Consider the following 26,728-nt stretch of genomic DNA (forward strand, 5'->3'; position numbering starts at 1 on the left):
TCTCAGATACTCAGGGGCCAACAGGCAGGGCTGTCGTGTATTTAATCTCTTCCATCGCGAAGCTGGAGGTCACATCGATCAGGCCTGTTACACCATTAACTAAACGCTTATAAAAGGCATCATAACTTTTCATGTCGGCAACCTGAATACGCAGTAAATAATCGTACTCACCGGCCATACGGTAAAAGCCCATCACTTCCGGCATGCTCTGCACCACCGAGACGAACTCCTGATACCAGGCTTTGCTGTGCTGGGTGGTTTTGACAAACATAAAGGCCGTGAGACAGAGGCCAAGCTTTTCATTATCCAGCAGAGCGACCCGTCCGCGAATAATGCCGTCTTCTTCCAGCTTTTTAAGGCGCTTCCAACAGGGCGTCGTGGTGAGATTAACCGCATCTGCCAGTACCTGGAGTGAAGTGGTGCAGTCCTGCTGCAGCATAGCCAACAGTTTAAGGTCAATTTTATCTGGCATACGGCCCTCCGGTAGAAATATTTTCTCCATTACCGCCATTTTAACGCAAAACCAGCAAGCTCTTTTTCCTACACGTGCCTTAAAATAATGACTTTCATCCGACCGGAAATGAACGCCATGTCAACATGCTGGGTACGCCACGCGATTAACGAAATTAACGCTGATTTTCAACGCTCAGCGGACACACACTTAATTCGCTTCAGTTTGCCGGATTTTCCGGGCATCAGGTTCTATCTCAAAGATGAAAGCACGCATCCCAGCGGAAGTCTGAAACATCGTCTGGCGCGCTCTCTGTTTCTGTACGCGTTGGCCAACGGTTGGATCAAACAAGATACGCCGGTTATTGAGGCATCTTCGGGCAGTACGGCCGTGTCTGAAGCCTATTTTGCCCGCCTGCTGGGCTTGCCTTTTATTGCCGTCATGCCCGCCAGCACCGCGAAGCGTAAAATTGAGCAGATCACCTTTTACGGCGGTCAGTGTCACTTTGTCAGCGATCCCTGTCAGCTCTATGCAGAATCCGAGCGCCTCGCCCGGGAACTGAACGGCCATTTTATGGATCAGTTTACCTACGCGGAACGGGCCACCGACTGGCGCGGCAACAACAACATTGCTGAAAGCATCTTCCGTCAGATGGCACACGAACCCTTTCCCGTTCCTCACACCCTGATTATGAGTGCCGGCACTGGCGGTACCTCGGCCACGCTGGGACGCTATATTCGCTATCAGGGATGCGATACGCGATTACTGGTCGTTGATCCGCAGCATTCCGTTTTTTATGACTACTGGCACAACCGTGACGCCACCCTGACCAGCAATCGTGGCAGCATGATTGAAGGCATTGGTCGTCCACGCGTCGAGCCTTCCTTTATGCCCGATGTGATTGACGAAATGCTTCGCGTACCGGATGGCGCATCAATTGCCGCCATGCTGAAGCTGGAAACGCTGCTGGGACGCAAACCGGGCCCGTCTACCGGCACCAACTTCTGGGGCATGATGCAGGTGGCAAAACGCTTACGCGATAACCACGAGCAGGGCTCGCTGGTGACACTGCTGTGCGACAGCGGAGAACGTTATCCTGATACTTACTATCAACCTGAGTGGGTTGCCGAGCACATTGGCGATATTACGCCCTGGCAGCGCGAACTGGGCTAGTGCGCTATCAGACCTTGACTAACGGGGTTAAGAAGCGCCAGATCGGGCCAGTTATTGCCCCTGCAGCTGTTCAGCCGCGCGTTCAGGTATTACCATAAGCACCAATTTTTATTATTGGGACGTGCCATGAAACGCGCCGTTGTCGTATTTAGCGGTGGACAAGACTCCACCACCTGCCTGGTTCAGGCCCTACAGCATTACGATGAAGTGCACTGTGTGACCTTCGACTATGGTCAGCGTCATCGTGAAGAGATTGACGTGGCCCGGGACCTTTCCTTAAAACTGGGCGCCCGAGCGCACAAGGTACTCGATGTGACCATGCTGAATGAACTGGCCGTCAGCAGCCTGACGCGCGACAGCATTCCGGTTCCCGCTTATGATCCCGAGGCTAGCGGCCTGCCGAGCACTTTTGTACCGGGCCGCAATATTCTGTTTCTGACCCTGGCCTCGGTTTACGCGTATCAGGTTGAAGCGGAAGCCGTCATCACCGGCGTTTGCGAAACCGACTTCTCCGGTTATCCCGACTGTCGCGACGAGTTCGTCAAAGCGCTTAACCACGCGATCGGCCTTGGCATGGCGCGCGATGTTCGTTTTGAAACCCCGTTGATGTGGCTCAATAAAGCCGAAACCTGGGCGCTGGCCGATTACTGGCAGCAGCTTACGTTGATCCGCGAAGAGACGCTCACCTGTTATAACGGCATCAAAGGTGACGGCTGTGGCGAATGTGCCGCCTGTCATCTGCGCTCAAACGGCCTGAATGCTTATCTGCAGGATCGCCCCGGTATTATGGCAGCCATGAAGGCAAAAACCGGTTTGCCGTAACCTCGGGCGCGGCGGCGACAGATAGCCGCCGCCTTGATGACATGAGTTAAGACATCAGTTAAGACATCAGTCTTTCCAGTCGCTGCCGCAGTTCGCCTTCCAGCGGGACGGCTTTCTGGGAACGCAGGTCGATGCACACGAAGGTCAGTGCCGCATCTGCAACAACGGTCTCACCACCCGCTAAAAGAACCCGCTGAGAAATGATGCCGCTTTTTCCATTAAGCTGCGTGATGTCGCTGCTGATCTCCAGTACATCGCCCAGCACCGCCGGGCGACGATAATTGATGTTGATGTTTACCACCACAAAGGCCAGTTTCTGCTCAAGCAACCAATTAAAGGCGTCCGCTTCTTCCAGCCATTGCCAGCGCGCTTCTTCTAAAAACTCCAGATAACGAGCATTGTTAACATGCTGATAGACATCCAGATGATAGCCGCGCACTTTTATCGTGGTCTGCATTCCTGTTCTCCTGCTGCTATAGATTAACTGGTTGGACCTGTTCACTTTAGCAGAGTCCGCCCGTAACAGCAGGTTAAGCATCAGAGTTGCGCATCACTTCACAATTTCAGACGCGACAGGTTTCTTTCAACCAGGGCATTGCCAAAGCCGGGCACCTCTTTCAGCTGATCGATAGCCGTAAACGGCCCGTACTCTTCACGATAGCTGACGATAGACTGCGCCTTCTTGAGGCCCACCCCGTTCATCGCCTTTGATAGCTGCTCTGCCGTCGCGTCGTTGATGCTGACCAGCTCCTGCTGCGGCATGGAAACCTGCGCGGCCTGGGTTTCACTTGGGGTTTCTGCCGCTGAAAGAGGCATTTGATACAGCGCGCCACACAGGGCGAGGGAAAGATAAAAGGCGTGTAAGTTGGGTTTAGCCATGCTGTGTTTCTCCTTGTGTTAAACAGCAGGCTCAGGTTGTCACGACAATAACCTGCCCTCAAACGGCAAAGGTTAAAAATGGAAAAGGCCGCATAAGCGGCCTTGGGTTGTTTCAGTCATTATCTGAAATTTGCGAGGATCACTGCATCTGCTGGGCAGCGGCACCGTATTTGATTTTGGCCTCTTTACGCAGATTTTGCAGCAATGCTTCAAAGGCAAGCTGCGCGTTGTTCTGCGTGACGCCTTTGACCATTTCATTAATCTGCGCCTGTGGCATCGTACCGGTGCTGACCTTATCCACCGCCACCAGAACCACATTGCCCTGCATATCTTCGCTGACGCCCCAGGAGGGTTTGTTATCCTCAGGCTGTGGCAGGTTAAAGGCAGCCTGTGCCACCGGATCCTGCGTATTTCGATCAACCGTTTTACTGGCGCTCAGGGTCAGGCCTGCCGCTTTAAGCACATCTTGTTTTCCGGCTTTGAGGTCGGCTAACAGTTTATCGGCCTGGGCTTTAGCCTGCTGCGTCGCTTTGTCGTGTTTCAACGTGTCGATAATCTGTGCATTAACCTTTTCCAGCGGTTCAACCGCTTCAGGTTTGTGCTCACTGATACGCAACACGAAGGCACGATCGCCATCCACACTGATGATGTCAGAGTTATTGCCTGGCGCGCCATTTTGTCCAACAAGCCCGCCGTTGAAAATTGCCTGCTTCACCGCGTCAAAATCGAGATCTTTCGGTACGTCGTCACGGCTAAACCAGCCCGTTTCTGTGGCTTTCATGCCCGACGCCTGCTCCGCGCCCGCAAGAGACTCATTATCATTGCTGGCCGCTTCACTCACCTTCTGCTGCAGCTTATAGAAGGCATCCACTGCTTTTTCCTGCTTGACCTCATCCGCCACCTCACTGCGCACGTCGGCCAGCGGCTTGACCTGCTCAGGGATGATATCGTCGAGGCGCGCGATCAGGAAGCCAACGGAAGACTTGATCACGCCTGACAGCTGGCCTTTCTCTTTCAGTCCGGCATTTTTCAGCTCATCCGGCGTGGTAGAAGGTTCCAGCCAGCCCATATCGCCGCCTTTGCGGGCAGAAATCGGGTCAATGGATTTGGTTTTCGCCAGTTCGGCAAAATCAGCACCGCTTTTCAGCTGAGCCAGAATGGCGTTGGCATCGGCTTCCGTTTTGGTCTGAATGACGCTGTAGCGATCGCGCTGTGGCTGGGTGTAATCCGCTTTATGCTGATCGTACCAGGCCTGAATATCCGCATCGCTGGCGTTTTCCTGCATGCCTGCCGCATCCAGTTTGATATAGCTGACCCGGAACTGTTCAGGCGCCATAAAGCTGTTTTTATGCTGCTGATAATACTGGTTGATCTCGTCATCGTTGACGGTCTGCTTCGCCGCAAGTGCATTCACGTCCAGGGTTGCGGTCTGAATATCGCGCTTCTGCGCCACCAAATCCACCAGCTTGCTGGTTTCATTTTTCAGCATAAAGTCGGTGTTGGCGATGGCGTTGATGAGCTGCTGTGTCGCCAGCTGCTTGCGCAGCGCTTCCGCATACTGGTCGGCAGTAAAGCCCATGTTGCCGATCATCGCGTTATATTTGGCGTTATCAAACTTACCGTTCGTCTGGAAAGCAGCCTGATTGAAAATCGCCTGCTTAACCTGATCGTCACTGATGGCAATGTGCAGATCTTTGATGTAGCTGTCCAGTAAGGCCTGATCGATCAGCTGCGACAGCGCCTGCTGGCGCATCTGCTGCATGTAACCATCGTTACCTGCAAGCTGCGAGAACTGGTCGCCCAGCATCTGCTGCTGGCGGTTACGTTCGCTGTTAAATGCCTGATCTAACTGCGCCCGGCTGATCTCCTGACCGTTCACTTTGGCCGCATAATCATTGTTGCCGCCAATCAGATAGTTGCCAACGCCGGTCAGCACAAAGGAGAGAATGATCAACCCCAAAATAATCTTGAGCACGACATGGTTCGACGCCGCGCGTAAATTGTCCATCATGGTATGACAACACTCCGCTGTAGTGTGAATGTAAAGCCCTGTCGCAATAACGCCCTCTTCCCGGCGCATTACTCAGCTGCAAATCTTGCTGGCAGCAATAATCCTGTTGAGACAAGCCTTGCGACCTTTACTGCCTCTCTGGATATAAAAAAAGGCACATCTTATCGATGTGCCCGTATGTTACATGAGAACGCGTTAACCGTCCTCTAATCCACTCAAGAAAATGTGTTAATGAGTGGTGGCGTTGTCATTAGTTGACAGCGTCTTTCAGTGCTTTACCTGCACGGAAACCCGGTACTTTACCTGCCGGGATAGTGATCTCTTTACCGGTTTGTGGGTTACGGCCTGTGCGCGCTGCGCGCTCACGTACTGAGAAAGTGCCGAATCCCACCAGCGCCACTTCATCTCCGCCTTTCAGCGCATCAGAAACAGAGCCCATAAATGCATCTAACACACGTCCTGCTGCTGCTTTAGAAATGTCGGCATCGGCAGCAATTTTATCGATCAGTTGTGACTTATTCACTCTATTCATCCCCTCTTTATTATTTCACATCGTACCCACGCTTCCTGTCGGGTACGAACGCGCAGCAAGTTATATCAAGCCTTATAAGCTGAAACAACGGTAATCCTCTTATAACGATGGTTCAGCAGCCACCTAAATTAGCGGCACAAAAAAAAGCTGGCAAGCACCAATTGGTGTTGCCAGCTCTGCTTTTTAACGGTTTATGCCATTAATCACTATTTTGCGGTAGCGACCTGCATGCCGTAAGGCGCGTTTTCCAGTGCAAGGTTCAATACTTCTTCGATGCGCTTAACCGGATGGATTTCCAAATCGGCAATCACGTTCTGTGGAATTTCTTCCAGATCGCGCTTGTTCTCGTCCGGAATCAGGACCACTTTAATGCCACCACGGTGCGCTGCCAGCAGCTTCTCTTTCAGTCCACCAATCGGCAGCACCTGACCACGCAGCGTGATCTCGCCGGTCATCGCCACATTTGACCGCACCGGGTTACCCGTCAGACAGGACACCAGCGCCGTACACATCGCAATACCGGCACTCGGGCCATCCTTCGGTGTTGCCCCTTCTGGTACGTGCACGTGGATATCACGTTTTTCGTAAAAGTCACCGTTGATACCCAGTTTCTCTGCACGTGCGCGCACGACGGTCAGGGCGGCCTGAATCGACTCCTGCATCACTTCACCCAGTGAACCGGTATAGGTCAGTTTCCCTTTACCCGGTACACAGGCGGTTTCGATTGTCAGCAAATCCCCGCCCACTTCTGTCCAGGCAAGACCGGTTACCTGGCCTACACGGTTTTCGCTGTCCGCACGACCATAGTCAAAACGCTGAACGCCAAGGAAATCCTTGAGGTTCTCACCATTGATGGTGATGTGCTTTTTGGTTTTATCCATCAGCAGCGTCTTCACGGCTTTACGGCACAGTTTGGACAGTTCACGTTCCAGGCTACGTACGCCGGCTTCACGCGTGTAATAACGAATGATGCCCACAATCGCGCTGTCTTCAACGCTGATCTCAGCGGCTTTCAAGGCATTGCGCTCAATCTGCTTCGGCAGCAAATGCTGTTTCGCGATGTTGAGCTTTTCGTCTTCGGTATAACCCGACAGGCGAATCACCTCCATACGATCCAGCAGCGGTGCCGGAATATTCATGGAGTTTGACGTTGCCACGAACATCACATCGGAGAGATCGTAATCCACTTCCAGATAGTGATCGTTAAACGCGATATTCTGTTCCGGATCCAGCACTTCCAGCAGAGCGGATGCCGGATCGCCGCGCATATCCGAGGACATTTTGTCGATTTCATCCAACAGGAACAGCGGGTTTTTTACCCCCACTTTCGCCATTTTCTGGATCAACTTGCCCGGCATTGAGCCAATATAGGTGCGGCGGTGACCACGGATTTCCGCTTCATCGCGCACGCCGCCCAACGCCATACGAACGTATTTACGGCCAGTCGCTTTTGCGATGGACTGTCCCAGCGAGGTTTTACCCACGCCCGGCGGTCCGACCAGGCAAAGAATCGGCCCTTTGATTTTGCTGACGCGACTTTGCACCGCAAGGTACTCAAGGATACGGTCTTTCACGCGTTCCAGACCATAGTGGTCCGTGTCCAGCGTTTCCTGGGCTTTGCGCAGGTCTTTCTTCACTTTGCTGCGCGCGTTCCAAGGAACCTGCACCATCCAGTCGATGTAGCCGCGCACCACTGTTGCCTCTGCAGACATAGGCGACATCATTTTCAGCTTCTGCAGTTCGGCTTCGGCTTTTTCACGCGCTTCCTGCGGCATTTTAGCCGCATCGATTTTGCGTTTTAACGCTTCGTACTCGTCAGGCGTATCATCCATCTCGCCTAACTCTTTCTGAATGGCCTTCATCTGCTCATTCAGGTAGTACTCACGCTGGCTCTTTTCCATCTGCTTTTTCACGCGGTTGCGTATGCGTTTTTCAACCTGCAGCAGATCGATCTCAGACTCCATCATCGCCATTAGATATTCCAGACGCTCGTTAACGTCTGACATCTCCAGCACGGACTGTTTGTCTGCGAGTTTCAGTGGCATATGCGCCGCAACCGTATCCGCCAGGCGCGCCGCATCGTCAATATTGTTCAGGGAGGTTAAGACCTCAGGCGGGATCTTTTTATTCAGCTTGATGTAACCTTCAAACTGATTGATCGCCGTGCGCACCAGCACTTCCTGCTCACGCTCTTCGATCTCTGGTGAAACCAGATATTCAGCCTGGGCTACAAAGTGATCGCCGTTGTCGGCAAGCGTCGTGATGTTGGCACGCTGCAAGCCTTCAACCAGCACTTTCACCGTACCGTCTGGCAGCTTTAGCATCTGCAAAACGGAGGCGATGGTACCCACTGAAAAAAGATCGTTTATGCCAGGTTCATCCGTTGAAGCCTCTTTCTGTGCGACCAGCATGATCTTTTTATCATGATCCATTGCGGCTTCGAGGCACCGAATTGATTTTTCCCGGCCAACAAACAACGGAATTACCATGTGCGGATAAACTACCACGTCGCGCAAAGGCAAGACGGGGATTTCAATGCGTTCAGAACGCTCAGGATTCATAGAGCTCTCTCTTAGTTTCGTGTCCGCCAGGTGATGGGTACCGCAAAGGCAGGTATGCGGTTAAACCCACAGGTGTCTGAGTATATGGGGATGATTGTCAGACATTCAATGTCACAACGGTGAGAAATGCAAAAGGGGAAAGATTTTCCCCTTTATAGATGGCACAATGTGGACGATTTGTTTACTTATTCGCCAGAAGCCTGAGCTTCATGCTTGCCATAAATCAGCATGGGTTCGGACTGACCCTCAATGACTGACTCATCAATCACGACTTTCTCGACGTCGTCCATCGAAGGCAGATCGTACATCGTTTCCAGTAGTGCACCTTCCACGATAGAACGCAGACCGCGCGCGCCAGTTTTACGTGACATCGCCTTTTTCGCAATCGCCGTCAGGGCTTCATCACGGAATTCCAGATCAACGCCTTCCAGGTTAAACAACGCCTGGTACTGCTTGGTAAGCGCATTTTTTGGCTCGCGCAGAATCTGAATCAGCGCCTCTTCACTCAGCTCATTAAGCGTCGCGACGACAGGAAGACGGCCAATGAATTCCGGGATCAGACCAAACTTGATCAAATCTTCCGGCTCACACTGTGACAGCAGCTCGCCTTCCGTTGCTTTCTGCGATTTGCCTTTTACAGTGGCGCCAAAGCCAATGCCTGAACCGGTTTCAACGCGTTGTGAGATGACCTTATCCAGCCCGGCAAACGCACCGCCACAGATAAACAGAATTTTCGAGGTATCAACCTGCAAAAATTCCTGCTGCGGGTGCTTACGGCCGCCCTGCGGAGGAACCGCAGCCACCGTACCTTCAATCAGTTTCAACAACGCCTGCTGCACACCTTCACCTGACACGTCACGGGTGATTGATGGGTTGTCTGACTTACGTGAAATTTTGTCAATCTCATCGATGTAGACAATACCACGCTGCGCTTTTTGCACATCGTAGTCACATTTTTGCAGCAGTTTCTGAATGATGTTTTCAACGTCTTCCCCCACATAACCGGCTTCGGTCAGGGTGGTGGCGTCCGCCATGGTGAAAGGCACATCCAGTAAACGGGCAAGGGTTTCTGCCAGCAGCGTTTTACCGCTCCCGGTAGGACCAATGAGCAGGATATTACTTTTACCCAGCTCGATACCGTTGCTGGTATCACCGTTGCGTAAACGTTTGTAGTGGTTGTACACCGCCACGGCCAGCACTTTCTTGGCCCTTTCCTGACCAATAACGTAATCGTCGAGGTGATGGCGGATCTCATGCGGCGTAGGCAGGGCGCTACGTTCGCGATGCGGGGCAACCTCTTTTATCTCTTCGCGAATAATGTCGTTACACAGATCAACGCACTCATCGCAGATATACACTGACGGCCCGGCAATCAGCTTACGCACTTCATGCTGGCTTTTGCCGCAAAAAGAGCAGTACAGCAACTTTCCTGAACCGTCTTTGCGCTTATCTGTCATCAGTTAACCTCTTCTTATTCTCAGGCCGTACCAGAAGTACAGCACTGGCCGTGGGTACACGGCCGATGTTCATTCAACCCATTATCACCTTGTCCTGTTAACTATAGACCAGAGACAAGGCGAAGTTAGGGCTTATTGGCGATGCGTCAGGATGGAATCGACCAATCCATACTCTACCGCTTCGCTGGCGGAGAGGAAACGGTCACGCTCGGTGTCACGCTCAATTTCTTCCAGTGACTTGCCGGTGTGCTCCGCCATCAGTTCGTTCATGCGCTGCTTCACCTTCAGGATTTCGCGCGCGTGGATCTCAATGTCAGTTGCCTGTCCCTGATAGCCACCCAGCGGTTGGTGAATCATCACGCGTGAGTTTGGCAGGCAGAAACGCTTGCCCTTCGTCCCGGCAGTCAACAGGAAAGCCCCCATTGAACAGGCCTGGCCCATACAAATGGTACTGACGTCCGGCTTGATAAACTTCATGGTGTCATAAATTGACATCCCGGCAGTAATCACGCCACCCGGTGAGTTGATATAAAGGTAAATATCTTTTTCCGGATTCTCTGCTTCCAGAAACAGCATCTGGGCCACAATCAGGTTAGCCATGTGATCTTCCACCTGACCGGTAAGGAAGATTACGCGTTCTTTAAGCAGACGGGAATAGATGTCGTATGAACGCTCGCCGCGCGAGGTTTGCTCGACCACCATTGGCACCAACGCATTGTGCGGTGCAGTAAACTCACGATCGCCACTGTATGACATTACCGTCTCCTGGATAAATTTCGTTGGCAACATTCTGTACCGATTTTACGTAAGACGAGCGACAAAAACTATGCTCTGCCTCTTACCGACAACTTCAGGACGGTTAATCAGTCAGCCGAACTGTTTTTGCATACTCCCTGTATCTTGGGATGCTGCTCAGTTGTTTCAAGCATAACAACCTTTTCATCAATCGCTAACCAGGAAAAAGCGATGCGTGAACAATTTGCCTAAAAATTAGCCAAATAGCGACAAACCAACTGGCAGCAAGCGTAATACAGAAAAAAGCCCGCGACTTTTCAGGCGCGGGCTTTAGCACAACCGGTTAAAAAGATGATTAGGCCTGAGCGGTCTGATTCATCAGTTCCTGGAAGTTAGTTTCTTTCTCAGAAACCTTCGCTTTCGCCAGCACGGCTTCAACAGCCTGCTCTTCCAGCGCAACGTTGCGCATGTTGTTCATCAGCTCGTTATTCTTGCTGTAGAACTCGATCACTTCCTGCGGATCTTCGTAGGCAGAAGCCATCTCTTCGATCAGCACTTTCACGCGGTCTTCGTCAGCTTTCAGCTCATGGGTGCGGATCACTTCGCCCAGCAGCAGACCGACAACAACGCGACGTTTTGCCTGCTCTTCGAACAGCTCACGTGGCAGTTCCAGCGCCTGCTTCTCGTCACCACCAAAGCGCTGTGCAGCCTGACGACGCAGAACGTCGATTTCGCTGTCGATCAGCGCAGCTGGCACGTCAATTGGGTTTGCGTCAACCAGACCGTCGATAGCCTGGGTTTTCACGCGGTTACGAATAGCGCCTTTCAGCTCACGTTCCATGTTCTTGCGCACTTCGGCACGCAGACCGTCAACTGAACCCTCTTCCACGCCGAAACGTTTAATGAATTCTTCAGTCAGTTCTGGCAGTTCACGCGTTTCAACTTTCTTCAACACGATCTCGAACTTCGCGTCTTTCCCTTTCAGGTTTTCCGCATGGTAGTCATCAGGGAATTTCACGTCGATAGTGAAGGTTTCGCCTGCTTTATGACCGACAACGCCCTCTTCAAAACCTGGGATCATGCGGCCCTGGCCCATCGCCAGAACGAAATCAGAGGCTTTGCCGCCTTCGAATTCTTCACCGTCAACAGAACCGGTGAAATCGATAGTCGCGCGGTCTTCTGCGCCGGCTGCTGCATCGGTTTCAATCCAGTTAGCCTGCTGCTTACGCAGGGTTTCCAGCATGGTATCCACATCCGCGTCAGTCACCTGAACCTGTGGCTTCTCGACTTCGATGTTTTCCAGGCCTTTCAGCTCAACTTCTGGATACACTTCGAATTCTACCGCATAGGTAAAGTCCTGACCTTCGGTGTATTCGCCTGGCACGTAGTTCGGTGCGCCAGCCGGATTAATTTTCTCTTTAATGATGGCGTCAACAAAGTTACGCGTCATCAGATCGCCCAGCACGTCCTGGCGCACAGAAGCACCATAGCGCTGTGCCACGATGTTCATTGGCACTTTGCCTTTACGGAAACCATCGATACGGACTTTCTTCGCCACATCCACCAGTTCTTTTTTAACGGCGCTCTCGATGCTGTCAGAAGCGACAGTAATCGTAATGCGACGGCCCAGGCCCTGAGTGGTTTCTACAGAAACTTGCATCTTGTTACCTCAAAAAATCACGTGCTCGGTCAACTTCAGACACCACACATTGGTTAATGCGCCGTATCCAACAACCGGGACGGCTTCCGTGAAGAGAACCTGATCCCTGTTACCAGAAGCGTCCCGAAGACATTCCGGAAAAATAGACGCAGCATTATAGCGGCATCGCTGAGATGAGTCGAGGATGCTAAGTCACCACTTTTCAGGGAGTTTGCTGTTTTTTTGAGCCACAGATCGCGTTTAGCCACCCTTAAACGCAAAAAACGGCCCGAAGGCCGTTTAAAACGCGGGCAATCAGGCTAGCGTTCCGGCGCCCCGGCAGTGAGGTGAAGCCAGTACCGTATCCTGCAATCCTTCCCACTCTTTCAAGGTGTAAGTGTGCAACGCAAGGGCATGGACGCTTCCCGCCAGCTCCGCGCTGAGTTCGCTGTAAATTGCGCGATGGCGCGCCAGGAAACGCTGGCCGGTAAAACGGTCACTGACGATCACGACTTTAAAGTGACTTTCCGAACCGGCAGGCACGTTGTGTCGGTAGCTTTCATCGTGGACCTCCAGATGAGCCGGCTCAAAAGCCAGGCGCAGCTTCTCTTCTATCTGTTCTCGAATCATGGTTTTACCCTCAATGGCGAGCGCTGTGCCCCATCTGTTTAAATATTAGTTGGTTTTCAGCCACTCTACGCGGTGACGGGCGGAATATTATCATTCCGCTGGGCGTATCGCGCGCCTTATCAGCCTGCTGTTTATGCCAGAAAGCGGGGGCGAAAAGCCGCAGCGCTCACTTTACCTCTTGCAGGGGGCTTTAATCACTGCACCGCTTTGCTATGATGGCCGCAGTTTTTGCACACCAACCCATGACACTAACGAGAAAGCGTATGTTGAAAAAACTGTTATTCCCACTGCTGGCTGCCTTTATTCTGGCCGGCTGTGCTTCCAGCAACAACACACTGACAATCCAACCCAAGATTCAGCTGCCGCAGCGCGATCCCAGCCTGATGGGCATCACCGTCAGCATTAACGGCGCAGACCAGCGCCGCGATCAGGCGCTGGCAAAAGTGAACCGTGATGGCCAACTGGTCAGTCTGACCCCTTCACGCGACCTGCGTTTCTTACTGCAGGAAGTGCTGGAAAAACAGATGACCGCACGCGGCTATATGGTAGGGCCTAATGGCGCAGTGGATCTGCAAATCATTGTTAATAATCTGTATGCCGACGTCACCCAGGGCGACGTGCGTTACAGCATTACGACCAAGGCGGACATTTCTATTATTGCTACCGCGAAAAACGGCAATAAGCAGATCAAAAACTACCGTCAGACCTACAGCGTAGAAGGTGCATTCAGCGCAAGTAACCAGAAAATCACCAATGCGGTTAACTCAACGCTGAGTGACGTGATTGCGGATATGGCGCAGGACACCAGCGTCAACGAATTTATCAAGCAGAACGCCCGCTAATTTTGTCCCCTGCCCGGCATGACGCCGGGCCCTTCTCAAGGTCAGTATGAATCACTACTTCCGCGTCTTCCGTCAAAAAAATGCCGCTGTTTTACTCCTGCTGGGATTTGCATCCGGATTGCCACTGGCATTAACGGGTGGAACGTTACAGGCGTGGATGACCGTGGATAATATCGATCTGAAAACCATTGGTTTCTTTTCGCTGGTTGGCCAGGCCTACGTATTTAAGTTTCTCTGGTCACCCATGATGGATCGCTACACGCCACCTTTTCTTGGTCGCCGCAAAGGATGGTTGCTGATCACCCAACTGGCGCTAGTGGCCAGCATCATCACGATGGGGTTCATGCAGCCCAGCCGGGATTTGACCCTGATGGCGGCGCTGGCGGTGTTAATCGCGTTCTGTTCTGCGTCACAGGATATTGTATTTGATGCGTGGAAGACGGACGTGTTGCCGCCGGAAGAGCGCGGAAGCGGCGCGGCCATTACGGTTCTCGGTTATCGGCTGGCCATGCTGATATCGGGAGGTCTGGCGTTATGGCTGGCCGATCGCTACCTCGGCTGGCGAGCCACTTACTGGCTGATGGCGCTGTTACTGGTGCCCTGCATCGTAGCAACGTTTATGGCTGACGAGCCGGATGACCGCCAGTCCGCGCCCCGCTCATTACGTCAGGCGGTGGTTGATCCGCTGCGGGACTTTTTTAACCGCAACAACGCCTGGCTGCTGATTACCCTGATCATTCTTTACAAGCTGGGCGATGCGTTTGCCGCCTCGCTCACCACCACGTTTTTAATCCGTGGCGTGGGCTTCAATCCGGGCGATGTTGGCCTGGTGAATAAGACGCTTGGCCTGCTGGCCACTATTATCGGGGCGCTCTATGGTGGCGTGCTGATGCAGCGCCTGAGCCTGTTTCGCGCCCTGATGATTTTTGGCCTGTTACAGGCGGTGTCCAATTTTGGCTACTGGCTGCTGGCCGTCACCGACAAACATCTGTGGAGCATGGCGAGCGCGGTGTTTATCGAAAACCTGTGTGGCGGGATGGGCACGGCGGCTTTCGTCGCGCTACTGATGACGCTGTGTAATAAATCCTTTTCCGCCACGCAGTTCGCGCTGCTGTCCGCGTTGTCAGCGGTCGGCCGCGTTTACGTCGGCCCTGTGGCGGGTTTTTTAGTGGAATGGTGGGGCTGGCCAACCTTTTATGCCTTTACCATACTGGCTGGCCTACCCGGCCTGGCGCTGTTAGCATTTTGTCGCAGCACGCTGGATTTCACACAAAAAACCGGGCAGTTTTTGCCGCGTACCCGCTTTGCATCGGGCTACCGCTGGACAAACCGCCTGTTTGCCGGCGGCTGTGGATTGCTGGCTTTATGGCTGCTGGCGCTGGCGCTGGACGCCGCGGGCCTGACTCGCCTGTCGGCCGTGCTGATTCCCTTGTTTGAGGCTGGTATGACGCTGGCGCTTTGTGGTGTACTATTCGGTGTGGTGCTGGATTATCGTGCGCTGCAGAAAGCAGAGGACTCCGCCGTTATCCGATAACGGCTCGTGATTTCGCCGCAATTTCGTACAGTCGATTAAGCGCGCCTAATTTGTCTTTGCGTGTCAATTTACAAAAAATTATTTCACTCACCGGGGGGATTACCCCCTGATATTTAAAACCGGTGCGCAATTAATTTGGTTAAAAATAATCGAATAAATGATGCAACATTGTTAAATAATTGGGTGATTAAAGTCAGGGTTATTCCTTTACCACTTTTGTTTAACCCTATATCCATCTCTTTTTGTTATATTGCCGCCAACTGCTTGTCCACGTTAATAATTTGTCACCGAGAACAACATCTGTGACACCCTTAGCAAAAGGTGTCAACATGGTTCTGACACATCCTTAAGCTGGTTTACACTGCATAAACCTTCCCGTAAAATGCGCGCACACTTAAACGACAATAGAGCCCTTTGTCATTGAGGTCGTTAAATGAGACTCAGTAAATACAATAAAAGTTTGGGGATTTTGTCATTAATCGCAGGCACTTTATTAATGAGTGGCTGCGATAATGCATTGTTAAATCCCAAAGGACAGATTGCGCTGGAGCAACGTTCGCTGATCCTGACCGCTTTTGGTCTGATGATGATCGTCGTGATACCTGCAGTCTTGATGGCCATCGTGTTTGCCTGGAAATATCGGGCTTCAAACACGAATGCCAAATACAGCCCTAACTGGTCACACTCTAACAAAGTGGAAGCCGTGGTCTGGACCATTCCGATCCTGATCATTGTTTTCCTTGGTGTGCTGACCTGGAAATCAACCCACGCCCTGGAGCCGAGCAAACCGCTGGTGTCAGACGTGAAACCGGTTGAAATTGATGTGATTGCCCTGGACTGGAAATGGCTGTTCATTTATCCAGAACAAGGTATTGCGACCGTTAACCAGATCGCTTTCCCGGCGAATACACCGGTTAACTTCAAAATCACCTCTAATTCCGTTATGAACTCCTTCTTTATTCCTACGCTCGGTAGCCAGATCTACGCGATGGCAGGCATGCAGACTAAACTGCATCTGATTGCCAACGAGCCAGGAACTTTCGACGGTATTTCCGCCAACTTCAGTGGTCGCGGTTTCTCTGGTATGAAGTTTAAAGCCATTGCCACCAAAGACGACGCGGAGTTCCAGCAGTGGGTTGCCAAAGTTAAAGCGGCACCTAACACGCTGACAACGATGGATGATTTCGAAAAAGTAGCGGTACCAAGCGAAAATCACCCGGTGGAATATTTCTCTTCTGCTAATCCTGAACTGTTCTTGCAGGTCATCAACAAGTTCATGCATAGCCACGGGAAGATGGACATGCCTGAGCATAAAGGCATGGACATGAGTCACACCGCTACCGCGGGAGCCGAGGAATAATACGATGTTCGGAAAATTAACACTGGATGCTATACCGTTCCATGAGCCGATTGTCATGGTCACGGTCGCCGGTATCATCATCGCAGGTCTGGCGCTTGTCGCCGCCATCACTTATTTCGGTAAGTGGAAATATCTGTGGTCAGAATGGTTCACCTCCATCGACCACAAAAAACTGGGTATCATGTATATCATCATGGCCTTCGTCATGCTGCTGCGCGGCTTTGCCGATGCGGTAATGATGCGTACCCAGCAGGTTCTGGCTTCGGCCGGGGAAGCAGGCATACTGCCGCCGCATCACTACGACCAGATCTTCACCGCGCACGGCGTGATCATGATCTTCTTCGTGGCGATGCCGTTCGTTGTGGGCCTGATGAACATCGCGGTACCTTTGCAAATTGGTGCACGTGACGTTGCCTTCCCGTTCCTGAACAACCTGAGCTTCTGGTTTACCGCGATTGGTGTAATCCTGGTTAACCTGTCTCTGGGTGTCGGTGAATTCGCACAAACAGGCTGGCTGGCCTATCCACCGCTGTCGGGGGCAGAGTACAGTCCTGGCGTGGGGGTTGATTACTGGATCTGGAGTCTCCAGCTTTCCGGTATTGGTACCACGCTGACCGGTATTAACTTCTTCGTTACCATTCTGAAGATGCGTGCACCGGGCATGGACCTGTTCAAAATGCCAGTATTTACCTGGGCATCACTGTGCACCAACGTCCTGATCATCGCTGCGTTCCCGGTTCTGACCGTTACGCTGGCACTGTTGACACTTGATCGTTACCTCGGCTTCCATTTCTTTACCAATGATATGGGCGGTAACATGATGATGTACGTCAACCTGATCTGGGTTTGGGGTCATCCAGAGGTGTACATTCTTGTTCTGCCGGTCTTTGGTGTCTTCTCTGAAGTCACTGCGACCTTCTCGAAAAAGCGTCTGTTCGGTTACACCTCGCTGGTATGGGCAACCATCGCCATCACCGTGTTGTCGTTCATCGTTTGGCTGCACCACTTCTTCACCATGGGTGCGGGCGCGAACGTCAACGCCTTCTTCGGTATCATGACGATGATTATCGCCATTCCTACCGGGGTTAAAATCTTTAACTGGCTGTTCACCATGTACCAGGGCCGCATTCAAATGCACTCTGCTATGCTGTGGACCGTAGGCTTCCTGGTCACCTTCTCTGTCGGTGGTATGACCGGTGTTCTGCTGGCGGTGCCAGGTGCGGACTTCGTCCTGCACAACAGTCTGTTCCTGATTGCTCACTTCCATAACGTGATTATCGGTGGTGTGGTGTTCGGTTGTATGGCCGGTGTGACTTACTGGTTCCCGAAAGCGTTCGGCTTTACGCTGAACGAAACCTGGGGCAAGCGCGCCTTCTGGTTCTGGATTATCGGTTTCTTCGTTGCCTTTATGCCGCTGTACGTACTGGGCTTTATGGGCATGACCCGTCGTCTGAGCCAGGACATCGACCCGCAGTTCCACTCGCTGTTAGTGGTAGCGGCAGGCGGTGCGGCACTGATTGCCTGCGGTATCCTTTGCCAGATCATTATGTTCTACGTTTCTGTGCGTGACCGCGACCAGAACCGCGATCTGACCGGTGACCCATGGGGCGCGCGTACGCTGGAGTGGGCAACCTCTTCACCACCGCCGTTCTATAACTTTGCTGTTATCCCGCATGTGCATGAGCGTGACGCTTTCTGGGAAATGAAAGAGAAAGGCGAAGCGTACAAGCAACCGGCTAAATATGAAGAAATTCATATGCCGAAAAACAGCGGTGCTGCGATTGTTATTGCCGCGTTTGCGACCATCTTCGGTTTTGCGATGATCTGGCATATCTGGTGGCTGGCTGGTCTTTCTTTCCTCGGCATGATCGTAAGCTGGATCGTGAAGAGCTTCGACGAAGACGTGGATTACTACGTTCCGGTTGCCGAAGTAGAGAAGATTGAAAAGCAGCACTTTGACGAAATCAGCAAAGCAGGTCTGAAATAATGTCAACTGAAACCGTAAAACACCACCACGACGCCCATGCGGAGCATGGGCATCACGATGCAGGAGCCAATAAAGTCTTTGGCTTCTGGATCTACCTGATGAGTGACTGCATTATCTTCGCAACCCTGTTTGCGACCTATGCAGTTATGGTTAACAGCACCGCCGGTGGTCCGGCAGGCAAAGATATCTTTGAACTGCCGTTCGTGCTGGTTGAAACCGCGCTGCTGTTATTGAGCTCTATCACCTACGGCATGGCCGTTATCGCCATGAACAAGGAAAACAAAGGCGCCGTTATCGGCTGGCTGGCGTTGACCTTCCTGTTTGGTGCTGGATTCATCGGGATGGAAATCTATGAATTCCATCATCTGATTGTTGAGGGCTTCGGTCCTGACCGCAGCGGCTTCCTGTCTGGCTTCTTCACGCTGGTCGGTACTCACGGTCTGCACGTTACCTCTGGTTTAATCTGGATGGCCGTGCTGATGTTCCAGATCGCTAAACGCGGTCTGAACGCCACCAACCGTACGCGTATCATGTGTCTGAGCCTGTTCTGGCACTTCCTGGACGTGGTCTGGATTTGCGTGTTTACCGTAGTTTATCTGATGGGAGCCATGTAATGAGTCATTCTGTTAACGAACATGGTGCATCACACGGTAGCGTGAAGTCTTACATGATCGGCTTCATCCTTTCTATCATCCTGACGGGAATCCCGTTCTGGATGGTAATGGATGGTAGCGCTTCTCATGGAACCATCCTCGGCGTTGTGCTGGTCTGTGCAGTAGTTCAGGTGCTGGTTCACCTGGTTTACTTCCTGCACCTGGACAGCAAGTCTGAAGGTGGCTGGAACATGGTGGCCATTGTCTTCTCAGCAATCATTATCCTGATTGTTGTCGTTGGCTCACTGTGGATCATGTGGAACCTCAACTACAACATGATGCCCCACTAAAGAGTCTGTGTAATGTTTAAGCAATACCTGCAAGTTACAAAGCCAGGAATTATTTTCGGGAATTTAATTTCTGTGATTGGCGGATTTTTGCTGGCCTCTAAGGGCAGCATTGATTACGCCCTGTTTCTCACCTCGCTGGTTGGTGTGTCACTGGTGGTTGCCTCAGGTTGTGTTTTCAACAACGTGATCGACCGCGACATCGATATCAAGATGGAGAGAACCAGGAATCGGGTGCTGGTTAAAGGCCTTATCTCCGCGAAAGTTAGCCTGGTTTACGCCACTGTGCTGGGTATTGCTGGCTTTGCACTGCTGTATTTTGGTGCTAATCCGCTGGCCATGTGGCTGGCGGTGATGGGCTTCGTGGTATACGTTGGCGTTTACAGCCTGTATATGAAGCGTCACTCTGTCTACGGTACGCTGATTGGCAGCCTGTCCGGTGCTGCGCCGCCGGTCATTGGCTACTGCGCCGTGACCAACGAGTTTGATGCCGGTGCCTTAATCCTGCTGGCTATCTTTAGCCTGTGGCAGATGCCGCACTCCTATGCGATTGCCATCTTCCGCTTTAAAGATTACCAGGCAGCCAACATCCCGGTGTTACCGGTGGTGAAAGGTATCTCGGTGGCGAAGAATCATATTACGCTCTATATCCTGGCGTTTATGATTGCCACGCTGATGCTGACGCTGGGTGGCTACGCAGGCTACAAATATCTGGTCGTTGCGTCTGCCGTTAGCGTGTGGTGGCTGGGAATGGCGCTGTCAGGCTACAAAACCTCAAACGATCGGGTTTGGGCGCGTAAGCTGTTCGTTTTCTCGATTGTGGCTATCACGGCCCTGAGCGTCATGATGTCGGTTGACTTTATGACGCCAGCATCGAAAGACCTGCTGACCTACGTGCGCTAATGTGTACTGCAACAGCATGAAACGGGCGCGATTTTCGCGCCCTTTCTTTTTGTTACGACTGCTTAAGAACTATTGTTTTACCCGCCCGCTCTCCCTACCTAAAATAAATGCAGCACATCAACAGAGGTTGGAATGAACGATAACAAAATGACTCCGGTGGAGCTGCGCGCCACATGGGGCCTTGGCACGGTCTTTTCCCTGCGCATGCTGGGAATGTTTATGGTCCTGCCGGTGTTGACCACCTATGGCATGGCACTTCAGGGAGCGAGTGAAACCTTAATCGGCGTGGCAATCGGCATCTACGGTCTGGCTCAGGCTATTTTCCAGATCCCCTTTGGCCTGCTTTCCGATCGCATCGGACGCAAGCCGCTGATCGTCGGCGGCCTGCTGGTCTTCGTCCTTGGCAGCGTCATTGCGGCCAGCACCGATTCAATCTGGGGCATTATTCTGGGGCGTGCGCTGCAGGGCTCCGGTGCAATTGCTGCCGCGGTCATGGCGCTGCTGTCCGATTTAACCCGTGAACAAAACCGCACTAAAGCGATGGCGTTTATCGGTATCAGCTTTGGCGTGACCTTTGCTATCGCAATGGTCTTAGGCCCGATCGTCACCCACAAGCTGGGCCTGAACGCGCTGTTCTGGATGATCGCGATGCTTGCTTCACTGGGCATAGCGATTACGTTATGGGTTGTCCCCTCCTCTTCTCATCACGTGCTAAATCGTGAATCAGGGATGGTACGCGGCAGCTTCAGTAAAGTGCTGGCCAATCCCCGATTGATCAAACTGAACCTGGGCATCTTCTTTTTACATATCTTGCTGATGTCCAGCTTTATCGCCCTGCCCGACCAGTTTGAACAGGCTGGCCTGCCGCCGTCAGAACACTGGAAGGTCTATCTGATCACCATGCTGATTGCGTTTGCCGGTGTGGTGCCCTTTATCATCTACGCCGAAGTGAAGCGAAAGATGAAGCGGGTCTTTGTCGGCTGCGTAGGCATGATGGTCATCGCCGAAATCGTCTTATGGGGCGCCCAGGGGCATTTCTGGACGCTGGTTGTCGGCGTACAGCTGTTCTTCCTGGCCTTTAACCTGATGGAAGCGATTCTGCCATCGCTGGTAAGTAAGGAGTCACCCGCTGGCTATAAAGGCACCGCTATGGGACTTTATTCCACCAGTCAGTTTCTGGGCGTCGCCATTGGAGGAAGCCTGGGCGGCTGGCTGTTTGGTCATTTCGATGCACAAACCGTGTTTATGGTCGGGGCGATTGTGGCCGCAGCCTGGCTGTTTGTCAGCATGACCATGCAGGAACCGCCTTATGTAAGCAGCCTGCGTCTGGTGCTGAGCGATGCCGCGCTGGCCGTGCCCACTCTGGAAAAACGCCTGAAAGCACAGCCCGGCGTCTCATCGGTGCTGATTGTGCCGGAAGAGAAAAGCGCCTACATCAAGATAGACAGTAAGGTCACCAGCCGGCCTGAGCTGGAAGCGCTGATCGGCAGCTGCTAGTCGCGAGCGGCGCTTAACTGCGCGCGATCGTGGCGAAAGGTTAAGTCAGTTCGTGTCAGACATGTCGCCACAAACCACGTGAAAAAGGTGCCCTGCTTCAGGCACCTTTTTTTCATCCGGCGATTGAGGGTGGTTTACAACGACATATCCACCACAATACGGCCTTCAATCTTGCCTGCATGCATCCGGGCAAAGATATCGTTAATATTGCTGAGCGGTTCCACCGCCACGCTGGCTTTCACTTTATGACGGCTGGCAAAATCCAGCGCCTCCTGTAAATCCTTACGCGTTCCGACGATAGAACCCCGCACCGTAATGCCGTCCAGCACCATATCGAAAATAGACAGATCGAATTTGCCAGGCGGCAAGCCGTTTAGCACCATGGTGCCCCCACGACGTAACGTGCCGATCGCCTGCTCAAAGGCTTTAGGCGACACCGCCGTGACCAGCACGCCGTGCGCGCCGCCAAAGTGCTCATGAAACACCCTGGCCGGATCGACGTTTCTGGCATTCGCCACCACGCTGGCGCCCAGGCGCTGGGCAAAGGCCAGCTTATCGTCATCGATATCGACAGCCGCCACGTTCAGCCCCATCGCGACGGCATACTGTATAGCCATGTGCCCTAACCCACCTATGCCGGAAATCACCACCCAGTCACCGGGTTTGGTGTCGGTCATTTTTAACCCTTTGTAGACCGTCACGCCCGCACAGAGCACCGGTGCCACCTCGTTGAACGCCAGGTTTTCGGGGATGATGCCGACATAGTTGGCGTCCGCCACGCAGTATTCGGCAAAACTGCCGTTAACCGAATAGCCGGTATTTTGCTGGCTGTGGCACAGCGTTTCCCAGTTATCGAGACAGTGCTCGCAGTGACCGCAGGCGGAGTAGAGCCAGGGCACGCCGACCCGATCGCCCACCTTCAGGTGATGTACGTTATCCCCCACCGCGACCACCTGCCCGACGCCCTCATGTCCCGGGATAAAAGGCGGAACCGGCTTCACCGGCCAGTCGCCCTCTGCCGCATGCAGATCGGTGTGACACACGCCGGTTGCCGCGATTTTTACCAGAATCTGCCCCGACCCAGGCTGGGGTACGGGCACCTGCTCAATCACCAAGGGTTCGCCGAACGCTTTAACAACTGCTGCCTTCATCATCGTGTTGATTGTCATCGTCATGATTTACGCTCCAGGGATAGGTTACGGACTTAAAACAGCCCCAGCGGTGCCGTGTCATAGCTGACTAACAGGTTTTTGGTCTGCTGGTACTGGTTGAGTGCCATTTTGTGTGTTTCGCGACCCACGCCGGACTGTTTGTAACCCCCAAAGGCAGCATGGGCCGGGTAGATGTGGTAACAGTTGGTCCAGACGCGCCCGGCTTTGATGGCCCGCCCCATGCGATAGGCTAAATTGCTGTCCCGCGTCCAGACGCCCGCCCCCAATCCAAACTGGGTTTCATTGGCAATACGCAAGGCTTCAGCCTCATCTTTGAAGGTGGTGATGCCGATAACCGGGCCAAAGATTTCCTCCTGAAAGCAGCGCATGCTGTTGCTGCCTTTAATCAGCGTGGGCTGAATATAGAAACCGTTATCCAGTTCGGACGATATCAAGGCCCGCTCACCCCCGGTCAGGATCTCGCCCCCTTCGTTGCGGGCAATCTCAATATACGACAAAATTTTATCGAACTGCTGACGCGAAGCCTGGGCGCCAATCATCGTGTCGGTATCGAGCGGATCGCCGCGACGAATGGTGGCGACTTTGGCCATCACCCGCTCCATGAAAGGCGCGTAAACGGACTCATGGATTAGCGCACGTGACGGACAGGTACACACCTCGCCCTGATTAAAGAAGCCCAGCACCAGCCCTTCCACCGCCTTGTCAATAAAGTCCGGCTCGCCATTCATGATGTCGGCGAAGTAGATGTTCGGCGATTTCCCGCCCAGCTCCACGGTACAGGGAATAATATTTTCTGCGGCACAGGCCATGATATGACGTCCCACCGGCGTAGAACCGGTGAAGGCGATTTTGGCAATGCGTTTACTGGTTGCCAACGCTTCGCCCGCCTCGCGGCCGAAACCCTGTACCACGTTTAGCACGCCTGCAGGAAACAGGTCGCCGATCATCTCCATCAGCAGCGTAATGCCCAGCGGAGTTTGCTCCGCAGGCTTAAGCACCACGCAGTTACCGGCAGCCAGGGCCGGCGCCAGCTTCCATGCGGCCATCAGCAACGGAAAATTCCAGGGAATAATTTGCCCCACCACGCCCAGCGGCTCATGAAAATGGTAGGCCACGGTTTTTTCATCGATCTCGCCCGTGCTGCCCTCCTGCGCGCGCAGGCATCCTGCGAAGTAACGAAAATGGTCGGCCGCCAGCGGCAGATCGGCATTGAGCGTTTCCCGAATCGGTTTGCCGTTGTCCCAGCTTTCCGCCACGGCCAGGGTTTCGAGATTGGCATCAATGCGATCAGCCACCTGGAGCAGCAGATTAGATCGGGTTTGTACGGAGGTTTTTCCCCAGGCTTCTGCAGCCCGGTGCGCGGCATCCAGCGCTAAATCAATATCGCGCGCATCGGAACGAGGAAACCGGGCAATGTCACTGCCGTTGACGGGTGAGGTATTCATGAAGTACTCACCACTCAGCGGCTCGATAAATTTGCCATCAATGTAGTTGCCGTAGGCAGATTTAAACGTCACTAACGCACCAGGTGTGCCGGGATGGGCATAACGCATCGCAAACTCCTTCTGTAGGGTAGACAGGCAGCGGCATGTTGATTTTTAACGGATAGCGCGCTGTCACCTGATGTTTGCAGGGCCTGTGCCAACTTCCCTTACGCGCTGAAAATCCAGATAAAAATAATAAAAATCAATCACCTGAATAGTAATCTCACAGGCATGCGTTGAGGACTAACCGGCTTTGATCCCGCTTTGTGTTGCAAATCGCAACACCGCTAAAACCAAAACGCTACAATCCCGCTACACTTTTCCGAGCCCACGAGGTCATTCATGCAGCACAAGGTTTCCGATGCTCTATTGCCCGCTATCGATAACAACCCCCTGCTGAGTGATTCCTGGCTACGCAGCCAGCTCTACGGACTGGATCGTTCGGCCGATGATTTTCCTCGCGTACGTCAGGCCGAGCTGACAGAGCTGGTGGCCAGTAATACTGACCTCCAGCAGTTTGCTCAGCCCATCATGCACAAGCTGGCCCAGAAGGTGACGCAGATGCAGTCGGTGGTCATTCTGTCTGACGCGGCAGGCCGGGTGCTGCACACCTTTGGCGAGATGCAGGCGATGCAAAAAGCACAGCGTTTCGCCCTTGCCCCCGGCAACATCTGGAGCGAATGTGGCCGTGGCACCAACGCCATTGGTACGGCGCTGGCGATAGACGACGGTTGTGAAATCGAGGGTAATCAACACTTCCTGACCCGCAACCAGGGGCTTTACTGTGCCGCCATGCCGCTGCAAATGCCTAACGGGCAGATTGCGGGGGTACTGGATGTCTCCGGCCCTGCGCATTTTTCCCATGCCCATACGTTTGCCTGGGTCAAACAGGCGGCACGGCACATTGAGTATCTGTGGGTTAAGCAGAGCCTGCATCCCCAACAATGGCTGATGAGCCTGCACAGCAACGCACACCGGCTAGACAGCCCGGATGAGCTGCTGCTGGTGTTTTCAGACAACGTGCTGACTGCCGCAAATCGGCTGGCCCTGCGTGGGCTTGGCCTGCACGCCGAACAGCTTGGCGTCATCACATTTCAGCAGCTGTTTCCTCACGGCGATCTGCGGGCCACCGCACTGCCAACGCCGGTGATGATCGGACCCCAGCCTTATTATTTTCGTCTGCGTGCGCCCACCCGAACCCGCTTCAGCGTAGCAGCAGGCCCTGCGCGTCCGCTGCCTTTCTCACTGCAACATGAGGGAGATAAAATGGTGCGGCTGCTGAATGCCGGCGTTTCATTGTGCATTCGCGGGGAAACCGGCAGCGGAAAAGAGTACGTCAGCCGCGCGTTACATCAGCAAAGCCGCTGGCGGGAAGGAAAGTTTGTGGCGATTAACTGCGCCGCGATTCCGGAATCCTTGATCGAATCTGAACTCTTTGGCTACCAGCCGGGGGCATTTACCGGTGCCAGCAAAAATGGCTACATCGGTAAAATCCGTGAGGCCGATGGCGGCGTCCTGTTTCTGGATGAGATCGGCGATATGCCACTGGCGCTGCAAACCCGGCTCTTACGCGTGCTACAGGAAAAAGAGGTCGCGCCGCTGGGATCCAGTCAGAGCTGGCCGGTTAACCTGGCCGTGATCAGCGCGACACATCGGGATCTGGCGCAACGCGTCTCACAGGGCGACTTCCGCGAGGATCTCCTGTACCGGCTGCAGGAATTTTCATTCACGATCCCGCCGCTGCGTGACTGGTCTTCTCTTCCGGCGTTTATCACGCAACTCTGGGACGCGCTGGGCGGCGGCGCGCGTCAGATCGGCTTGTCTTCCGAAGTGCTGGCGACATTAACGCGCTATTCCTGGCCGGGCAACGTGCGCCAGCTACGCAGCCTGATGAAAGTCTTGCTGGCGCTGGCGGAAGATGGCGATAGCGTGGAGATCACGCATTTACCTGAGGAGTACCGCAGCGGCAACGCCGCGGCATCACCCGCGCGCCAGCAGCATGACGATCGTCTGATAAAAGCGACGTTGCAGCAGTTTAACGGCAACATCAGCAAAACGGCGCAGGCGCTCGGCGTTGCGCGCAGCACGCTGTATCGCCGCGCTGCACGCGAGAAGTGAG

At 53.3% G+C, this 26,728-nt stretch carries 23 protein-coding genes; 11 read left to right on the plus strand and 12 right to left on the minus strand.

Translation table 11 applies throughout. The annotated features are described in order from the left end of the window. Window positions 1-10 precede the first annotated feature (10 nt). Window positions 11-472 carry an Lrp/AsnC family transcriptional regulator gene (locus tag PAGR_RS16410; RefSeq protein WP_026021085.1) on the minus strand — a complete coding sequence of 154 codons (462 nt, stop codon included), beginning with the start codon at window positions 470-472 and terminating at the stop codon, window positions 11-13. Between the two features lie 117 nt (window positions 473-589). On the opposite strand from PAGR_RS16410, the gene PAGR_RS16415 reads away from it, so the two are divergent. Next, on the plus strand, window positions 590-1,624 hold the full coding sequence (locus PAGR_RS16415; protein WP_014606437.1) for a PLP-dependent cysteine synthase family protein: 1,035 nt from the start codon (window positions 590-592) through the stop codon (window positions 1,622-1,624). Window positions 1,625-1,750: 126 nt separating this feature from the next. Further along, window positions 1,751-2,446, plus strand: a complete 696-nt coding sequence (gene queC / locus PAGR_RS16420) for a 7-cyano-7-deazaguanine synthase QueC (protein WP_014593081.1) — start codon at window positions 1,751-1,753, stop codon at window positions 2,444-2,446. A gap of 58 nt (window positions 2,447-2,504) precedes the next feature. Here the strand turns inward: queC and PAGR_RS16425 are convergent, their stop codons facing one another. The 9 genes from PAGR_RS16425 to bolA form a co-directional block, all read right to left on the minus strand. Next, entirely contained in the window at window positions 2,505-2,903 is a 399-nt protein-coding gene (locus PAGR_RS16425; protein ID WP_014606439.1) for an acyl-CoA thioesterase, read from the minus strand. Between the two features lie 98 nt (window positions 2,904-3,001). Continuing rightward, window positions 3,002-3,325 carry a helix-hairpin-helix domain-containing protein gene (locus PAGR_RS16430; RefSeq protein ID WP_013024891.1) on the minus strand — a complete coding sequence of 108 codons (324 nt, stop codon included), beginning with the start codon at window positions 3,323-3,325 and terminating at the stop codon, window positions 3,002-3,004. Between the two features lie 139 nt (window positions 3,326-3,464). Continuing rightward, window positions 3,465-5,336, minus strand: a complete 1,872-nt coding sequence (gene ppiD / locus PAGR_RS16435) for a peptidylprolyl isomerase (RefSeq protein WP_014606440.1) — start codon at window positions 5,334-5,336, stop codon at window positions 3,465-3,467. Between the two features lie 250 nt (window positions 5,337-5,586). After that, window positions 5,587-5,859: a nucleoid-associated protein HU-beta gene (gene hupB / locus PAGR_RS16440; protein ID WP_014606441.1), complete on the minus strand. Its 273-nt coding sequence runs from the start codon at window positions 5,857-5,859 to the stop codon at window positions 5,587-5,589. 215 nt (window positions 5,860-6,074) lie between these two features. Further along, on the minus strand, window positions 6,075-8,429 hold the full coding sequence (gene lon / locus PAGR_RS16445; RefSeq protein ID WP_013024888.1) for an endopeptidase La: 2,355 nt from the start codon (window positions 8,427-8,429) through the stop codon (window positions 6,075-6,077). Window positions 8,430-8,614: 185 nt separating this feature from the next. Then, entirely contained in the window at window positions 8,615-9,886 is a 1,272-nt protein-coding gene (gene clpX / locus PAGR_RS16450) for an ATP-dependent protease ATP-binding subunit ClpX (protein WP_013024887.1), read from the minus strand. A gap of 132 nt (window positions 9,887-10,018) precedes the next feature. Next, window positions 10,019-10,642: an ATP-dependent Clp endopeptidase proteolytic subunit ClpP gene (clpP, locus tag PAGR_RS16455; RefSeq protein WP_006117959.1), complete on the minus strand. Its 624-nt coding sequence runs from the start codon at window positions 10,640-10,642 to the stop codon at window positions 10,019-10,021. Between the two features lie 334 nt (window positions 10,643-10,976). Next, the gene (tig, locus tag PAGR_RS16460) at window positions 10,977-12,281 is read right to left on the minus strand and encodes a trigger factor (RefSeq protein ID WP_014593078.1); all 1,305 of its coding nucleotides are present in this window, start codon (window positions 12,279-12,281) and stop codon (window positions 10,977-10,979) included. Between the two features lie 294 nt (window positions 12,282-12,575). Next, the gene (gene bolA, locus PAGR_RS16465; protein ID WP_013024884.1) at window positions 12,576-12,890 is read right to left on the minus strand and encodes a transcriptional regulator BolA; all 315 of its coding nucleotides are present in this window, start codon (window positions 12,888-12,890) and stop codon (window positions 12,576-12,578) included. Between the two features lie 263 nt (window positions 12,891-13,153). Here bolA and PAGR_RS16470 point away from each other — a divergent pair, with 263 nt between their 5' ends. The 8 genes from PAGR_RS16470 (at window position 13,154) to PAGR_RS16505 (ending at window position 21,953) form a co-directional block, all read left to right on the plus strand. Then, entirely contained in the window at window positions 13,154-13,732 is a 579-nt protein-coding gene (locus tag PAGR_RS16470) for a lipoprotein (protein WP_014606442.1), read from the plus strand. Between the two features lie 46 nt (window positions 13,733-13,778). After that, entirely contained in the window at window positions 13,779-15,266 is a 1,488-nt protein-coding gene (ampG, locus tag PAGR_RS16475; RefSeq protein WP_014606443.1) for a muropeptide MFS transporter AmpG, read from the plus strand. A gap of 433 nt (window positions 15,267-15,699) precedes the next feature. Next, window positions 15,700-16,626, plus strand: a complete 927-nt coding sequence (gene cyoA, locus PAGR_RS16480; RefSeq protein WP_014606444.1) for a cytochrome o ubiquinol oxidase subunit II — start codon at window positions 15,700-15,702, stop codon at window positions 16,624-16,626. A gap of 4 nt (window positions 16,627-16,630) precedes the next feature. After that, window positions 16,631-18,613, plus strand: coding sequence for a cytochrome o ubiquinol oxidase subunit I (gene cyoB, locus PAGR_RS16485; protein WP_013024880.1), 1,983 nt, complete (start codon window positions 16,631-16,633; stop codon window positions 18,611-18,613). Beyond that, a complete protein-coding gene (locus PAGR_RS16490) occupies window positions 18,613-19,227 on the plus strand; it encodes a cytochrome o ubiquinol oxidase subunit III (RefSeq protein WP_013024879.1) in 615 nt (204 codons plus the stop codon). The genes cyoB and PAGR_RS16490 overlap by 1 nt, the downstream gene beginning before the upstream one ends. Then, entirely contained in the window at window positions 19,227-19,556 is a 330-nt protein-coding gene (locus PAGR_RS16495) for a cytochrome o ubiquinol oxidase subunit IV (RefSeq protein WP_013024878.1), read from the plus strand. The genes PAGR_RS16490 and PAGR_RS16495 overlap by 1 nt, the downstream gene beginning before the upstream one ends. A 12-nt stretch (window positions 19,557-19,568) precedes the next feature. Next, on the plus strand, window positions 19,569-20,456 hold the full coding sequence (gene cyoE / locus PAGR_RS16500; protein ID WP_013024877.1) for a heme o synthase: 888 nt from the start codon (window positions 19,569-19,571) through the stop codon (window positions 20,454-20,456). Window positions 20,457-20,588: 132 nt separating this feature from the next. After that, on the plus strand, window positions 20,589-21,953 hold the full coding sequence (locus PAGR_RS16505) for an MFS transporter (RefSeq protein ID WP_013024876.1): 1,365 nt from the start codon (window positions 20,589-20,591) through the stop codon (window positions 21,951-21,953). A gap of 134 nt (window positions 21,954-22,087) precedes the next feature. On the opposite strand, the gene adhP is transcribed toward PAGR_RS16505, so the two are convergent. Both adhP and exaC read right to left on the minus strand, forming a co-directional pair. Continuing rightward, complete coding sequence (adhP, locus tag PAGR_RS16510) at window positions 22,088-23,104, minus strand: alcohol dehydrogenase AdhP (protein ID WP_495669473.1); 1,017 nt, start codon at window positions 23,102-23,104, stop codon at window positions 22,088-22,090. A gap of 53 nt (window positions 23,105-23,157) precedes the next feature. Then, window positions 23,158-24,678, minus strand: coding sequence for an acetaldehyde dehydrogenase ExaC (gene exaC, locus PAGR_RS16515; RefSeq protein WP_013024874.1), 1,521 nt, complete (start codon window positions 24,676-24,678; stop codon window positions 23,158-23,160). 273 nt (window positions 24,679-24,951) lie between these two features. On the opposite strand from exaC, the gene PAGR_RS16520 reads away from it, so the two are divergent. Further along, complete coding sequence (locus PAGR_RS16520; RefSeq protein ID WP_014606446.1) at window positions 24,952-26,727, plus strand: sigma-54-dependent Fis family transcriptional regulator; 1,776 nt, start codon at window positions 24,952-24,954, stop codon at window positions 26,725-26,727. Window position 26,728 lies beyond the last annotated feature (1 nt).

The organism is Pantoea ananatis PA13 (assembly GCF_000233595.1).
Classification (GTDB): Bacteria; Pseudomonadota; Gammaproteobacteria; order Enterobacterales; family Enterobacteriaceae; genus Pantoea; species Pantoea ananatis.

Coding starts and splice junctions, on each gene's coding strand:
- PAGR_RS16490 (WP_013024879.1), top strand. CDS start 18,613: ATGTCAACTGAAACCGTAAAACACCACCACGACGCCCATGCGGAGCAT.
- PAGR_RS16470 (WP_014606442.1), top strand. CDS start 13,154: ATGTTGAAAAAACTGTTATTCCCACTGCTGGCTGCCTTTATTCTGGCC.
- PAGR_RS16425 (WP_014606439.1), bottom strand. CDS start 2,903: ATGCAGACCACGATAAAAGTGCGCGGCTATCATCTGGATGTCTATCAG.
- PAGR_RS16505 (WP_013024876.1), top strand. CDS start 20,589: ATGAACGATAACAAAATGACTCCGGTGGAGCTGCGCGCCACATGGGGC.
- PAGR_RS16410 (WP_026021085.1), bottom strand. CDS start 472: ATGCCAGATAAAATTGACCTTAAACTGTTGGCTATGCTGCAGCAGGAC.
- exaC (WP_013024874.1), bottom strand. CDS start 24,678: ATGCGTTATGCCCATCCCGGCACACCTGGTGCGTTAGTGACGTTTAAA.
- clpX (WP_013024887.1), bottom strand. CDS start 9,886: ATGACAGATAAGCGCAAAGACGGTTCAGGAAAGTTGCTGTACTGCTCT.
- PAGR_RS16495 (WP_013024878.1), top strand. CDS start 19,227: ATGAGTCATTCTGTTAACGAACATGGTGCATCACACGGTAGCGTGAAG.
- PAGR_RS16430 (WP_013024891.1), bottom strand. CDS start 3,325: ATGGCTAAACCCAACTTACACGCCTTTTATCTTTCCCTCGCCCTGTGT.
- cyoE (WP_013024877.1), top strand. CDS start 19,569: ATGTTTAAGCAATACCTGCAAGTTACAAAGCCAGGAATTATTTTCGGG.
- adhP (WP_495669473.1), bottom strand. CDS start 23,104: ATGAAGGCAGCAGTTGTTAAAGCGTTCGGCGAACCCTTGGTGATTGAG.
- tig (WP_014593078.1), bottom strand. CDS start 12,281: ATGCAAGTTTCTGTAGAAACCACTCAGGGCCTGGGCCGTCGCATTACG.
- ppiD (WP_014606440.1), bottom strand. CDS start 5,336: ATGATGGACAATTTACGCGCGGCGTCGAACCATGTCGTGCTCAAGATT.
- lon (WP_013024888.1), bottom strand. CDS start 8,429: ATGAATCCTGAGCGTTCTGAACGCATTGAAATCCCCGTCTTGCCTTTG.
- bolA (WP_013024884.1), bottom strand. CDS start 12,890: ATGATTCGAGAACAGATAGAAGAGAAGCTGCGCCTGGCTTTTGAGCCG.
- PAGR_RS16415 (WP_014606437.1), top strand. CDS start 590: ATGTCAACATGCTGGGTACGCCACGCGATTAACGAAATTAACGCTGAT.
- clpP (WP_006117959.1), bottom strand. CDS start 10,642: ATGTCATACAGTGGCGATCGTGAGTTTACTGCACCGCACAATGCGTTG.
- cyoB (WP_013024880.1), top strand. CDS start 16,631: ATGTTCGGAAAATTAACACTGGATGCTATACCGTTCCATGAGCCGATT.
- PAGR_RS16520 (WP_014606446.1), top strand. CDS start 24,952: ATGCAGCACAAGGTTTCCGATGCTCTATTGCCCGCTATCGATAACAAC.
- cyoA (WP_014606444.1), top strand. CDS start 15,700: ATGAGACTCAGTAAATACAATAAAAGTTTGGGGATTTTGTCATTAATC.
- ampG (WP_014606443.1), top strand. CDS start 13,779: ATGAATCACTACTTCCGCGTCTTCCGTCAAAAAAATGCCGCTGTTTTA.
- queC (WP_014593081.1), top strand. CDS start 1,751: ATGAAACGCGCCGTTGTCGTATTTAGCGGTGGACAAGACTCCACCACC.